Genomic DNA, 14,076 nt, shown 5'->3' on the forward strand with positions numbered 1-14,076 from the left:
CTTAAAAATTAACCACAGCAGGTTTTTCACCATTGTTGATGAAGTAAACATCATACCAAGTCAAGAATGAATAAATTGTCCAGAGTTTACGACGTGCATCATTTTTATCTGCAAAGTTATCATCCAACATCTTCAAGAGTTTTTCTTGATCGAAGAATTCAGCAACAAAATCTTGTTCAAATAATTGACGAACAACTTTATAATATTTTTCTTCTCGCAACCAGTCTTTAATTGGCACTGGGAAACCTAATTTTTTACGATTTGACCATTCTTCTGGTAAATGACGACGAGCTGCTTGGCGGAAAGCATACTTTGTATTATGTTCATTCAAAAGATATTTTGTAGGAATTTGTTCCGCTGTATGCATCAATTCAATATCAAGTAGTGGAACACGCAATTCAAGTGAGTGTGCCATTGCCATTTTATCAGCTTTAAGTAGGATATCTCCTGGCATCCATTGGTGCATATCAAGATATTGCATTTTACGAAGTTCAGAACCTTCTGGGGCCTTTTTGTAAGTTTTTCCAACAACATCTTTAACAGTTGGAGCTGCTTTAAATTCTTCTTTCAAAAGTTCTACTGATTCAGACTCATCAAATACTTTCGCTTGACCGATAAAGAAATCTTCAGCAGGCGCAAGTGATTCATAAAGATGTTTTTGACCTTTGAAATGTTTATTTTCAATACCACGAGCAATTGAGAAACGTAAAGATTTTGGTAATTTCTTCAAACCTTCTGCGAAAACACGAACCGCACGAGAATTTGTACTAAATCCATAAGACTCATAACCAGCAAAAAGCTCATCTGCACCTTCACCGCTCATTACAACACGTACATCACGTGCTGCTAATTCTGCGAGGAAAAAGAGTGGCACACAAGAAGGATTTGAATCTGGTTCATCCAAATAATATTGAATTTGTGGGAAATACTTGAACGCTTCATCTCCATGGATTTCACGAGAAGTATTGTTCAAACCAATCATATCAGTCAATTGTTTGGCTTGTTTAGATTCATTGAAAGTTCCTTGACCAAAACCAATAGAATAAGTATGTTCCGGACGAAGCGTTGAAGCAACATAACTAGAATCGACACCACTTGATACAAAAGCTCCAACTTCTACGTCAGCAAATTTATGAGCGTCAACAGAACCCAAAACAGTCTTGTCAATCAAATCAATTGATTCTTCCAAGCTCATATCTTTTTCATCAACTTTCATATCCCAATAAGGTTTGATATCCAAGACCCCATCTTTGTAAGTAAAGTAATGACCTTCTTTGATACGAAAAACATTTTTAAAGAAAGTTTCATCAAGAGCAGAGTATTGGAAAGTCATGTAAGGTTTTAAAGCTTCTTTATTTAATTCTTTTTTGAAGTTTGGATGTTTCAAAAAACTTTTAATTTCTGAACCATACATGAAAGTTCCACCCATTTGAGTATAGTAAAGTGGTTTGATACCAAAATGATCCCGAGCACCAAACAATTCTTGTTTTTCTCTATCCCAAATAACAAAAGCGAACATTCCACGAAGCTTTTGAAGAAGTTCTACACCATATTCTTCATAACCATGCAAAAGAACTTCTGTATCAGCATGAGTTGTAAAATCATGACCTTTAGAGATAAGGTCCTCACGTAATTCGCGGAAGTTATAAATTTCACCGTTAAAAGTAATCAATTTAGTTTTATCTTCATTGAAAATAGGTTGGTCTCCACCCTCAAGGTCAATAATACTCAAACGACGAAAGCCAATTGCAGCACCTTCATCAATAAATTCACCTGAACTACTTGGACCACGGTGAACAATAGTATTCATCATTTCTTCTAAAGTTTTTGATTTATCATTTTGATTCATCCGGTCAATAAAGCCGACAATTCCACACATTTGTATCTATCCCCTTATCATTTTTCCTTATTATTATACCACAATAATAAAAAATGATTTGACGGAAGGAAAATTATTCCCCACTATCAAATCACTATTTTTTTATTTATTAAGGCTTTTCCCTAGTTTGGCATCAAGAAAGTTACACCAGACGCACTTACAGTACGCTCATGTCCCCACCAAGTTGTACCATAGCCGCCCTCTTTAATAGTAATTGTACCATCTGAGTTAACTGATTTTACAATAGCTACGTGACCATAAGGTGAGTTCGCATATCCAACAAAATCAGCTGAGAAACTTGATGCAATAACTCCAGGAGCAGCTCCTACAACGTGAAGTACGCCTTGTGCAGGACCATTAGTAGCCCATTGTCCACCATTACCAGGCATGATGTTTCTGATGTAGATTCCTTGTGCAGCAAAGTATTGCCATACATAGTCAGTACATCCACCACCAGCATATGGATTAGCAATTGGTGTGCTATTAATACCTGATGAACTTGAACCGCCACCAGTACTTCCGCCAGTGTTATTACCAGTATTTGAATTTCCACCGCCAGTATTAGAACTGCTTGAACCTGATGATCCATTAGAACTTGATGAATTGCTACTTGAGCTATTTGAATTTGACGATGTGTTATTGCTACTTGTATTTGAACTTGGTTGTGAAGCTTGAGCTTGACTAGATGAAACAGTTGAAGTTGCTTCTTCTACCGCTTTAGTTGTTGCTGCTGTAGAAGCTGCTTGAGCCTTAGCGGCCTCTTTTTGTTGTGCTTCATAAGCTGCTTGCTTTTTAGCGGCTTCTTGAGCAGCTTTTTCTGCGGCTGCTTTTTCATCTAATAAAGATTGTTTTTTATCTTGTGCAGTTGCAATTGTTGCTTGATAGTTCAAAGTAGCAACTTTGAGTTCAGCTTGCTGTGAAGACAACTCTTGAGCTTGAGAATCTAAACTTTGTGAAAGAGAAACGAACTGGTTATAGTTCTTTTTAACAGTTTCTGATTTTTGACTAAGTTCTTTTTGCTCTTTTTCTTGTTGTTCCAACATTTGTTTGTTGGCACTAGAAACAGTAGCGATTGCTGTTACTTTTTGAATAACATCTGTCAAAGATTTTGAATTAACAACAGCATCCATATAGTTTGTTGCTGAGCTGTTAACTTGAGCACTACGTGCTTGAGCTTCCAATGTCTTTGTACGTTCTGCGATACTTTCATTCAATGCTGCAATTTGTGCATTAAGCGCTTTTGCTTCACTTTCGATTTTAGCAATTTGAGCTTTTGTGCTTGCTTGCTTTTGTTGTAAGCTATCAACTTTTGATTGCAAGCTATCAACTTGGGCTTGGGCTTGGGCCTTTGCAGATTGCGCACTTGAAATTGTGGCATCTTGTTTAGCAATATCTGAATTTGTGTCAGCGTAAACACCTGACAACGGGGCTGCAGCAGAAAGTACTACTGTAGACATTAAAATAGCTGAGATAATCTTTTTTTTCATAACTGTAATTTTTTAATTTTTCCTCCCATTAAGTTCGGTTGAATAAACATATTATACTATTCCTACCCCACCGTAATATTTCTTTATGGTTACAAAAGCCTTTCTAATTGTATCTTCCGTGACTTTTTTTTAATCTGTAGAAGATTTCTAAAGGAAATTGCAAGACTACAGCTAAGATAATATTAAGCAAAAGTGTAGGCGCTAACTGGTAAACAACAAATTTGATGAACTGAAGTTGGGCAAATCCGAAAGCTGTCATAATGATTGCACTAAAAACTTCAAAAGCCGTCACAATAATAATTGTTGTAAATAATCGTGTCCAGCGATTAGTAAATATGGTTGTCTGTATATTATAAATGAAAAGAGCAATAAGTGGGAACAATAGGGTCGCAATACCGTAAATTCCTAGATAATAACTATCATATATTGCCCCCAAAACTGCCGCCAAAATAATAATATAACTTGGTCTGTGTTGGGTTACACTATACATCAGAAAAATCAAAAATAGATGGCTCACCGGCACCCATGTCCCACTGCTATACCCTGTTAATATATGGGTAATTTGGCCGTCCAATATCATTAATAAAAAAAGAATAATTGGACTAAAAAATTGAAATGTAAATCGACTCACTACTTAATTCCTTATATTCTAGTTGGTTTTAACAAATTAATACTTTTATTTTCTATAAGTAAAATAATAATTAATACTTATCTAACAAAAACTACTGACCATCAATTTTGCTTTTAACTACAAAGACAAATCTAATATCATAAAGATTTGTTTCTGGCTTGATATAAACCATTTTACCAAGACCGTCACTGTCTTGCTTTTCACCAATAACCTTCCCGATAAGCAAACCACTTGGAGTTCCACCTTGACTACCAGAATTTGTTCCTAAGCCACTAGTAAACACAGAGTCTCCATTTTTAAATTTTCCTTCTGAGTCAATATTTTTAACCACATAAGCCTGTTGTTGAGAATCGTAACTACTTAAAATACCATAAATAGGTGATCCGTCACTTTCAATTCTTACAGGAATTTTGTTATCAATCCCTTTAGAAGAGCTCAAGAGTGCAACTTTTGAACTATTTTTATTTACTTGAGTCACTCGCCCAACAACGCCGCCATTTGCCATTACAATCATACCTGTTGTCAAACCATCTTTACTTCCACTGTCAATCACTAGTGTATCATTCCATGAAGAAGGCTCACGAGTAATTACATTTGCAGCGACAGTCTGATAATCAGTTAAAGTTTCTTGAAGTTTCAAAGCTTTCTTCAACTCTTTATTTTCTGACTCAAGTCCACTTAATTTATTATCATCATCTTTTGATTTTGCCAATTGTGTTTTCAAACTTTGATTTTGTTGATAGGTATCCATCAGATTGGACAATTCATTAGCTTTGTCTTGAACAAAATGGATAGGTGCAACAAGAACTCGGTCAACAAAACTTGTCCCATCATTAATGGTTTGAGTCATCGCTGACGGATTACGGCTAGACTTAAAATTCTTGGCAGATATAAAAATTGCTGACATCGCTGCAATAATGATAATGAGTGCAATAATAATAAGCTTACTTAAGTTAATTTTTTTCACTATTCTATGTTCCCTTCGGTAATATGTTTCAAACTCTCTGAATTAAATTTGAAAGCTCTGTGATTTCACATAGCCCTTTGCATAAGCAAAAGCAATTCTTATATCGTTTATCTCTTTTGAACTAATCTTTACTTTCAATCCGATAGTCGTATAAGTTCTTCTTACTCGTACCTTATTTTATCAAATTTGACAGAATTTTGATAGAATAGTAGTAATAAATTTCTGTAAGCGGTTTTTAACTATTTTAAAATAGTTATGTTTATCATAATAATCAGTATTGGGGAAAATTTTTTATGAATCATATTCCAGTTTTCGGTGAGAAAAATGAAGAGAAAAATTATCAGGCAAGATATGGTGTCTATTCCATTGTGGCAAGAGATAATAAAGAAATCTGTCTCGTCCAAGCACCAAATGGAGCTTATTTTCTTCCTGGGGGAGAAATTGAAGCGGGTGAAGATCAAGAAAAAGCACTCCATCGTGAGCTCATGGAAGAGTTAGGAGCTACTGCTGAAATTGGAGAATTTTTAGGGCAAGCAGATGAATATTTTTATAGTTCACATCGTGATAAATATTTTTATAATCCCGCCTATATTTATAATACTAAGAATGTCCGCTTTGATTCCAAACCTCTCGAAGATTTTAATCATATTAGTTGGTTTGACCCAGAAACGGCTATTAATAAACTCAAACGTGGCTCTCACAAATGGGGAGTTCAAGAGTGGCTAAAGAAATAAAAAATCGTCAATCAGACGATTTTTTTATTTACTTATTTATTATTCTTACACCTTCGCTGCCAGCAACAATCACTTTTTTAACCATATTATTAAAGAGGCCATGTTCAACAACTCCAACCATTAAATCAAGCTCTTCAGCAAGTTTTTCTGGTTCTTTAATTTGAGAAATATGAAGGTCAATAATAAAGTGATGCATATCTGTTATTAATCTTTTACCTTCTTCATTTAGACGCCATGTTGGAGCATAGCCAGCCACTTCAAATCTCTTAAAAACTTGTTGCGAGCCATAAGGAATAACTTCTACTGGAACTTTAAAAGAACCTAGATTTTCTGATAATTTACTTTCATCAACAATCCAAATGTAATCTTTTGAGTAAGTTGCAACAATTTTTTCCATTAGGAGTGCCGCTCCACCACCTTTAATACCATTTAGAGAAGAATCAATTTCATCTGCGCCATCAACTGTTAAATCAACATAATCTACTTCATCAATAGAGGTTAGAGGGATTCCAAGTGCTCTAGCCTGTGCACTTGTAACATTGGAAGTTGTTACGCCCATGATTTCTAATTGTTCTTCAGCAACTCTTCGACCTAGCTCTTCAACAAAAAAAGCCGCTGTTGAACCAGTTCCTAAGCCAACTACCATTCCAGATTTAACAAATTCAGCCGCTTTTATGCCCACTTGTTTTTTTAAATTTTCCATTTTACCTCCTTGAACATTTTGATATCATGCTGACCTAATTATAACAAAAAAAGCTACCTAAAGTAGCTTTTTATCTGTTTATATCAACTAATATATTCTTCCAAATACTGAGGATTATAGATCATAATTTTATTATCAATTACATCAATTACCTTCTCGTCCTTTAAGTCATGTAGAATACGATTAACACTGTTTCTTGTAGAAATACCACAAAATCCTGCAATATCTTCATTTGTAACCGTAAAATCAATTAGAATTCCATCCTTTTTTTGGATTCCAAAATCATCAATCAAACTATGAAGGCAAGCGCACACTGCCCCTTTTTTCCCATTAATAGTCATTTTTTGAAGAATTTCTAAATTAAGGGCTAATCTTCTTTTATAAAAATCATCAACCACTCTAAATAAATTTAAATCTTCACGTACCCAATCCCAAAAATCGCTTCGCGAAATTTTATAAAAATTAGCTGTTGAAGATTCAACTCTTACATTAAATAATGCTGAGATTCCATCATTTTGTTTTTCTTCCAATAAAGAAACAAAATCTGGCTGAGCAACATACGCAATATTAAATTCACGACCATCTCTTAAAATATTGCTAATCTTCGCTACACCATCTTTAAGGACATAGATATATTCTGACTCAATCCCTTGATACATTATATAGCTATGTTTTTTACGTGTTACGACACTGACTTTTTTTTGCTCCAGTGTATTGATTAGATATTCAATGTTTACGTTTGCCATTTCTTCCATCTTATTAAAACTCATCTACTCGCTAATTTTTTCATTTATTCGCCTATATAATAAGGCTGTAGCCATTTCATTATATCATTTTTTATGTAAATCATTAAAATCAAACTTTAGAACTTGATTTTTGATGTTTACCATGAATGAGATAGTATATAATCCAAACAATTACAACTGCGGGAGCACTGTAAAGATACAAATTTCTGAAACCAAGCATACCATTTCCAAGCATTGGAATAATTGCTCCAAGAACAATAGGTCCTCCACCAACACCTAAATCTAAAAATCCAAAGAAGGTAGAAGTTGCAACACCGATACGGTCTTTACTTGAATCACGAATAGCAATTGCTTGACCAAATGGTGCAACACCTCCGTAACCAAGACCGAAGGCTCCACCAGCAATTAATAAGACAACAAAGCCAATTGCTGGACTGAAGAAACCGGCTAAGCCAACAAGAAGCATTGCCACTGCAAAGAAAATAAATGTTGGATTGAAAATCCAGTTATCCCCTTTTGTATCGAACAAACGACCTGTAAATGGACGTGAAACAAAGATTAACACGGCATACATAGTGAAGAATAATGATCCCGCAAGTGGAATTTTAAGATCCGTTGAAAATGAACCCATTCCTGTTAAAATAGCTGAGTCAATAAATCCGGCTAAAAAGGCGATAATTGAAATCGGAAGGGCTGATTTTTCAATATATCTTTCAATACCTTTAGGTTCATGCTCAAGGGCATATGCACGCTCTTCTGCAGAAAATTCTTTGACACGAACAAAGAAAATTAAAATGAAGGTAACCACCAGCAAACCAAGAGCGATTCCAAGTAAAGAACCAAAACCAAGTGAAGAATAAATCATGATTGAAAGGGCTGGGCCTACAGCTGCTGCCAAGGTAACAGATAAAGCGTAGTAGCCGATTCCTTCACCACGACGTGAAGCTGGAACAACGTGACCTGCAATTGTTCCTGATGCTGTTGCACCAATCCCAAAACCAGCTCCTTGGATTACTCTAATCAAAAAGAGTAAAGGAATATTAGTTGTTAAATAATAACCAAAAGTTAAGACAAGAAAAATAAGTCCACCAATATAGAGCAATCGCTTCATTCCGATACGTGTGATATTAATACCCGTCCAAACCCGACCAATAAGGGCTCCAATAACAAAAACGCTTGATAAAGAAAGACTAACAACTGTTGATTGATGAAGTTGTTGAAGCGCATAAGTCCCTATTGAGGAGGTTAAGACGTAAAAAACAATATAAAATAAAAAACTAATAAGCGTGTTAATAACGAAAGTAGGAGTAAAAATACTTTCTTTTTTCATGATTTTTTCCATTTCTAAGTAAAAGAGTCTCTGCTCTTTTTATGAGTGACTAAGTAAGATTATTTTCTAACGATGAGTGTATTACATGTGGCATGATTAACAATATAAGATGCAACTGAACCAACAACTACACGCTCTATATAACTAATCCCTGTTGCGCCAATTACAATCAAATCTACATTTTCTTGCTTGGGAATTTTTGTTGCCATTGCTACTTTAGGTGAACCATATTCCAAAAGTGTTCTAACATTAGTTAGTCCTTCATCCAATGCTTCCTTAGCAAATTGTTGCAATAAAAGTTTTGTTCCATTTTCATGCTGTTCTTCGGCAATTGTGTCGTAAGTATTCACGGCAAGAAATGAACGTTTTTCAATAACGTTGGCTAAGATGAGTTCAGCGTCATTGCGTTTAGCAATTCTGACTGCTTCATCAAATGCTTTAAGTGATTCTGCTGAACCATCCATACCAACTAAAATTCTTGAATATTTTTGTTCCATGCTAACTGTCCTTATCTAATTAACCGATAGCTGAGATATTTCTTACTTCAAAAGCAAATTTCCCATCTTCAGTTTTTATAAAACCGTGGTGATTTGAAACATATTCAATTGCTTCATCCATGTTAACGAAGTCTTGAATGACACTGCGTACTTTAGTATCGCCTACATAGTTTGGTGTTGAATTTTCTTCATATGAAGAAAGTCCTTTAAATTCAAATTTCATTTCGAAATTCCTTTCTTAAATAACAATAATTTCTATTTTTGAGAAACGGGAAACTTGTTGTTCTCAAATGTTTTTAAGTTACTCAATCATTTTAAACAAAAGTAGTGCGGAGCGCGATCACAAATTTTGATATCAAGTATTGATATCCGGTATTGATAACATTTGTTACTCGTTTAGACAAAAAAAATACTGACAGGTTTGTCAGTATTTAATCTATATTTTTTAATAAGCTTGAGCAGTTTCCATTTCTGACGCTCTTTCTGATTCTTCGACTAAATTGGAAGTAGTATTCATTCTCTTTTTAGCCGTAGTCATCATTAAGCGAATTCTATTCAATTGATTCACGGCAGATACCCCTGGGTCATAATCAATGGGAGCTAAATTAGCACCCGGATACTGGCGGCGTAGTTCTTTCATCATTCCTTTACCAACAATATGGTTAGGAAGACAACCAAATGGTTGAAGACAAATGATATTGTTCACCCCTTTTTGTAAGAGTTCAATCATTTCGCCAGTGAGGAACCAACCTTCTCCAGTATGATTCCCAATTGAAATCACTTCTTCAGTTGAAGCTGCAATATCATAGATTGATTCAATAGAATCAAAGCGTTTTGAGGATTTCAAGGCTTTATTCATTGGTTTTTCTAACATATTGATAATACCAATAAAAGTTTTAGCCATGAGTTTATTTTTCTTACTAAAGGCAATCTCATCTGCTTTCCAGATTTGATTATATAAACTATAGTTCATGAAGCCAATTAAATCAAGAACAACTGCTTCGCCGCCCTCTTCTTCAATTATTGACACAATATCATCATTTGCTGTTTTACTATATTTAACCAAAATTTCACCGACAACACCCACTCGTGGTTTTTGAATATCCAAAAGTTCAATTTGGTCAAATTCAGCAACAATTTTTTTCATGTTACGATTAAATTCAAAAATTGATCCAGATTCTACATTTTTCCGAGCTTTTTCTAACCATTTCGCATGTAATTCATTGACAGAACCTTCAGTGGCTTCATATGGTCGAGTACGATAAACGACTCTTTCAAATAAATCTCCATAAAGAACTGCAATCATAAAGCGTGTTAAAAGTGGAACTGTAAATTTAAATCCTTTTTCTGTTCCTTGATTCCCCATTGATAGGGAAACGACAGGTACTTGTGGGAAACCTGCATCAATTAGAGCTTTACGCAATAAAGGAATATAGTTTGTTGCGCGACATCCCCCACCTGTTTGAGTCATCATGACCGAAGTATTATCAAGGTCATACTCTCCTGACTGGAGAGCTTCAATGAGCTGACCTATTGTAATAATCGCTGGATAACATGAGTCATTATTAACAAATTTCAACCCATTATTGACAGAAGTATTGCTTTCTGGTAGAGAAACGACATTATATCCCGCAGCGGCAAAAGCTGTATCTAATAGCCCTTCTTGGTGAATTGGTGACAACATTGGTAAAAGAAGAGTGTGTTTTTTTGCCATTTCTTTTGTGAAAGCTGGTGTTTCTTGTACTAATTCGTGAACTTCGGTGCTTGCTTCAATATTATGACGCACGCGCTCTGAAACTGCTGCTTTCAGACTACGTAAACGGATCCGAACAGCTCCCATGTTTGATCCTTCGTCAATTTTCAAGACGGTATAAAGCTTATTGTGTCCACGCATGATTTCTTCTACTTGGTCTGTCGTTACGGCATCAAGACCACAACCAAAGGAATTAAGTTGAACAAGTTCTAGATTTTTATTTTTACAAACAACATTTGCAGCTGCATAAAGGCGGCTATGGTAAACCCATTGATTGACCACACGCAGACCAGAAACTTCGGCTAAATGACTAATAGAATCCTCAGTCAAAACGTGGAAACCTTCTTGAGTGATGATGTCAGCAATTCCATGATTGATTTCTGGGTCCAAATGATAAGGACGTCCAGCGAGAACAATGGCCTTTTCGTTATTTAAATTAATTTGCATGAGCAAATCTTCGGCTTTAAGACGCAAATCTTCTTTGAATTTATCCATTTCTTCAAAGCCATGTTGAACGGCAGCTTGTACTTCCGTAAGATGGATAAAAATCCCTTGGCCGGCTAAAGCCTTATGAACATTAACAGCTACTCCTTCTGGATTGGCTAAATTAATGAAAGGATGAAGATAATTAACTTGCCCTTCGCGAATTTCATCGATATTATTTTTAAGAACCTCAGGGTAAGATTGAACAATCGGACAGTTGAAATGGTTTTGAGCATTTTTTTGTTCTTCTTGTTCAAAAAGGACAGATGGATAGAAGATATTTGGCACACCTTGCTTAATCAAAGCCATAATATGTCCATGACTCATTTTGGCTGGATAGCATACCGTATCTGAAGGAATGGTTTCAATTCCCTCTTCAAAAAGTTCTTTATCAGAGCGGGGACTTAAAACAACACGGAATCCAAGGTCTGTCAGCATCGTGTGCCAAAGCGGATAGTTTTCATACATATTGAGTACACGTGGTATCCCAATTTCTCCTCTGGTTTGTTTTTTCTTGCTTAAGCTATGGTAACGGAAAAGTTTTTTATACTTGTAATCAACTAAGTTAACTTTTTTATCTTTTTTAGCGACTTTAACTTTTGTAGCTTTTTCGGCACCACGTTCGCAACGGTTCCCAGTTACAAACTTATTCCCGTCATTGAAGACTGTTAGGGTCATTTTACAGTTATTTTCGCAAAGGCCACAGACCATAAATTCTTTATGAGTTGTAAATTTTTCTAATTCATCAAGTTTTAGAATTTCTGATTCTTTATTTGCTTCTTGGTTATCTAGGGAAATCAAAGCGCAACCATAAGCTCCCATTAGCCCAGCGATACTTGGACGAACCACTTCGCGCTCAGAAATTTTTTCAAACGCACGTAGAACGGCTTCATTGTAAAAAGTCCCCCCTTGAACAACGATTTTCTTACCAAGTTCTTCTGGACGTTTTACTTTTATAACTTTATAGAGAGCATTTTTAATGACACTGTATGAAAGGCCTGCGGATATATCTCCGACAGTAGCTCCTTCTTTTTGAACTTGTTTTACTTTTGAGTTCATAAAGACGGTACAACGTGAACCCAGGTTAACTGGATGTTCAGCCAAAAGCGCTTTTTGTGAAAATTCACGGACATCATGTTTTAGTGAATGGGCAAAGGTTTCAATGAATGAACCACAACCTGATGAACAAGCTTCATTAAGTTGAATACTTGATAGAGCACCATCACGAATTCGCATAGCTTTCATATCTTGTCCACCGATATCAAGAATGAAATCTACTCCTGGATTGAAATAATCAGCTGCCTTATAATGAGCCATTGTCTCAACTTCACCATAATCAACATGAAGACCTGCTTTAATCAAGTGTTCTCCATAACCGGTCACAGTTGATTTTGCAATATAGACATCTGCTGGAAGTTTAGCATAGACATCTTTTAAAATATTAATGACAGATTCAAGCGGTTCTCCATTGTTGGAACCATAATGGTCATAAAGAATATTTCCTTCATCATCAATAAGAACGACTTTTGTTGTGGTTGATCCGGCATCAATTCCTAAGAAGACAGCTCCATGATGTTCAGATAGTTTCTTATAGTTAGCTGTTGCTTTGGCATGACGCTTCCGGAATTCATCAAGCTCTGCTTGATTTTGAAAAAGTTTATCCATTGTATCTTGAGGAATTAAGCTGTCTGAATCATCATTTTCTAAACTATGAATTAAATCAGTTGCTGTTTTCTGACTTGTTTCTTCATAGAGCGCAGCTCCCATTGCCACAAAAAGTTGTGGATTTTCTGGGAAGATAATATTTTCTTCTTTTAAATCCAAGGTTTCAATGAAACGCTTGCGTAATTCACTCATAAAGAAAAGGGGCCCGCCAAGAAAGGCTACATTTCCTTTGATTTTTCGCCCACTCGCTAAACCAGCAATGGTTTGATTGACAACGGCTTGAAAAATACTAGCAGCGATATCTTCACGGCGCACTCCTTCATTTAACAGAGGTTGAACGTCGGTCTTAGCAAAAACACCACAGCGTGATGCTATCGGATAGAGTTTTTCGTAGTTTTTAGCTAACTCATTGACACCATTGGCATCAACTTTCAAAAGGGCTGCCATTTGGTCAATGAAGGCGCCTGTCCCACCGGCACATGTTCCGTTCATGCGTAATTCTTGAGTCCCGTTATCAAAAAAGGTCATCTTGGCGTCTTCACCACCAAGCTCAATCATCACGTCTGTTTGGGGAATGAATTTTTCAATTGTAATTGATGAAGCGATAACTTCTTGAACAAAAGGAACATCAATGACTTCTGCAAGTCCCATTCCTCCCGAACCGGTAATGGCTAGTTCTAGATTTAAATCCCCATGTTCTTCAATAAAATCTTTGAATACTTTGATAGTTGCTGCTTTAACATCTGAAAAATGGCGCTCATAGCGTGAGAAAATGAGCTTAAAATTTTCGTCAAAAACGACGAGTTTTACTGTGGTTGATCCAACATCAATCCCTGTTTTATAAATTTGTGTCAAGATGGTCTCCTAGTTATGTGAGAAATATCACTTGAACAAGTCCGCTAAGTCCTTAATATTCTTTTTTCGGCAAGTTAAATTTAAAATCTAACTTATCTTTTGGGCGCAGAATTTTGGTAAAAAGTAATTTAGACGGTCTGTTGCTTATCTTATTATATGTTCATTTTATCATTTGTCATAAGAAAAGCAACCAGCAAAAAGGGCGTGGTTGTCACATAAACGACAATTCAAAACAAGCTGTTGATTATGTTAAAAGACTTTGACATCGAATGACAAAATGTTTTGACTAAATTCTTTAATGACTTTAATCTATTTTTTGATTATAATGGAGTTAAATAGTACAATG

At 35.6% G+C, this 14,076-nt stretch carries 11 protein-coding genes; 1 reads left to right on the plus strand and 10 read right to left on the minus strand.

Going from position 1 to position 14,076, the window contains the following annotated elements:
• Position 1: 1 nt before the first annotated feature.
• From asnB to mreC, 4 genes are all read right to left on the minus strand, one after another.
• Entirely contained in the window at positions 2 to 1,879 is a 1,878-nt protein-coding gene (gene asnB / locus QJV49_RS07040) for an asparagine synthase (glutamine-hydrolyzing) (protein WP_225512945.1), read from the minus strand.
• Positions 1,880 to 2,001: 122 nt separating this feature from the next.
• On the minus strand, positions 2,002 to 3,366 hold the full coding sequence (locus QJV49_RS07045) for a CHAP domain-containing protein (protein WP_225512944.1): 1,365 nt from the start codon (positions 3,364 to 3,366) through the stop codon (positions 2,002 to 2,004).
• A gap of 103 nt (positions 3,367 to 3,469) precedes the next feature.
• Entirely contained in the window at positions 3,470 to 3,997 is a 528-nt protein-coding gene (gene mreD / locus QJV49_RS07050) for a rod shape-determining protein MreD (protein ID WP_225512943.1), read from the minus strand.
• 91 nt (positions 3,998 to 4,088) lie between these two features.
• Positions 4,089 to 4,964 carry a rod shape-determining protein MreC gene (gene mreC, locus QJV49_RS07055; RefSeq protein ID WP_225512942.1) on the minus strand — a complete coding sequence of 292 codons (876 nt, stop codon included), beginning with the start codon at positions 4,962 to 4,964 and terminating at the stop codon, positions 4,089 to 4,091.
• Positions 4,965 to 5,257: 293 nt separating this feature from the next.
• Here mreC and QJV49_RS07060 point away from each other — a divergent pair, with 293 nt between their 5' ends.
• On the plus strand, positions 5,258 to 5,698 hold the full coding sequence (locus QJV49_RS07060; protein ID WP_225512941.1) for an NUDIX hydrolase: 441 nt from the start codon (positions 5,258 to 5,260) through the stop codon (positions 5,696 to 5,698).
• Positions 5,699 to 5,726: 28 nt separating this feature from the next.
• On the opposite strand, the gene rpiA is transcribed toward QJV49_RS07060, so the two are convergent.
• The 6 genes from rpiA to QJV49_RS07090 form a co-directional block, all read right to left on the minus strand.
• Positions 5,727 to 6,401, minus strand: coding sequence for a ribose-5-phosphate isomerase RpiA (rpiA, locus tag QJV49_RS07065; RefSeq protein WP_225512940.1), 675 nt, complete (start codon positions 6,399 to 6,401; stop codon positions 5,727 to 5,729).
• An 83-nt stretch (positions 6,402 to 6,484) separates the two neighbouring features.
• Positions 6,485 to 7,171, minus strand: a complete 687-nt coding sequence (locus QJV49_RS07070) for a Crp/Fnr family transcriptional regulator (protein ID WP_225512939.1) — start codon at positions 7,169 to 7,171, stop codon at positions 6,485 to 6,487.
• A gap of 85 nt (positions 7,172 to 7,256) precedes the next feature.
• A complete protein-coding gene (locus QJV49_RS07075) occupies positions 7,257 to 8,477 on the minus strand; it encodes an MFS transporter (protein ID WP_225512938.1) in 1,221 nt (406 codons plus the stop codon).
• A 59-nt stretch (positions 8,478 to 8,536) separates the two neighbouring features.
• Positions 8,537 to 8,974, minus strand: a complete 438-nt coding sequence (locus QJV49_RS07080) for a universal stress protein (RefSeq protein ID WP_225512937.1) — start codon at positions 8,972 to 8,974, stop codon at positions 8,537 to 8,539.
• Between the two features lie 19 nt (positions 8,975 to 8,993).
• Positions 8,994 to 9,197, minus strand: a complete 204-nt coding sequence (locus QJV49_RS07085) for a hypothetical protein (RefSeq protein WP_225512936.1) — start codon at positions 9,195 to 9,197, stop codon at positions 8,994 to 8,996.
• A gap of 222 nt (positions 9,198 to 9,419) precedes the next feature.
• Positions 9,420 to 13,721, minus strand: a complete 4,302-nt coding sequence (locus QJV49_RS07090) for a 2-hydroxyacyl-CoA dehydratase (protein ID WP_225512959.1) — start codon at positions 13,719 to 13,721, stop codon at positions 9,420 to 9,422.
• Positions 13,722 to 14,076: the final 355 nt, after the last annotated feature.

It is taken from the genome of Lactococcus sp. NH2-7C (genome assembly GCF_029953655.1).
GTDB lineage: Bacteria > Bacillota > Bacilli > Lactobacillales > Streptococcaceae > Lactococcus > Lactococcus lactis.

Excerpts from the sequence above, each read along its gene's own strand:
- QJV49_RS07060 (WP_225512941.1), top strand. The coding sequence starts at position 5,258 with ATGAATCATATTCCAGTTTTCGGTGAGAAAAATGAAGAGAAAAATTAT.
- QJV49_RS07070 (WP_225512939.1), bottom strand. The coding sequence starts at position 7,171 with ATGAGTTTTAATAAGATGGAAGAAATGGCAAACGTAAACATTGAATAT.
- asnB (WP_225512945.1), bottom strand. The coding sequence starts at position 1,879 with ATGTGTGGAATTGTCGGCTTTATTGACCGGATGAATCAAAATGATAAA.
- QJV49_RS07045 (WP_225512944.1), bottom strand. The coding sequence starts at position 3,366 with ATGAAAAAAAAGATTATCTCAGCTATTTTAATGTCTACAGTAGTACTT.
- QJV49_RS07075 (WP_225512938.1), bottom strand. The coding sequence starts at position 8,477 with ATGAAAAAAGAAAGTATTTTTACTCCTACTTTCGTTATTAACACGCTT.
- rpiA (WP_225512940.1), bottom strand. The coding sequence starts at position 6,401 with ATGGAAAATTTAAAAAAACAAGTGGGCATAAAAGCGGCTGAATTTGTT.
- QJV49_RS07085 (WP_225512936.1), bottom strand. The coding sequence starts at position 9,197 with ATGAAATTTGAATTTAAAGGACTTTCTTCATATGAAGAAAATTCAACA.
- QJV49_RS07080 (WP_225512937.1), bottom strand. The coding sequence starts at position 8,974 with ATGGAACAAAAATATTCAAGAATTTTAGTTGGTATGGATGGTTCAGCA.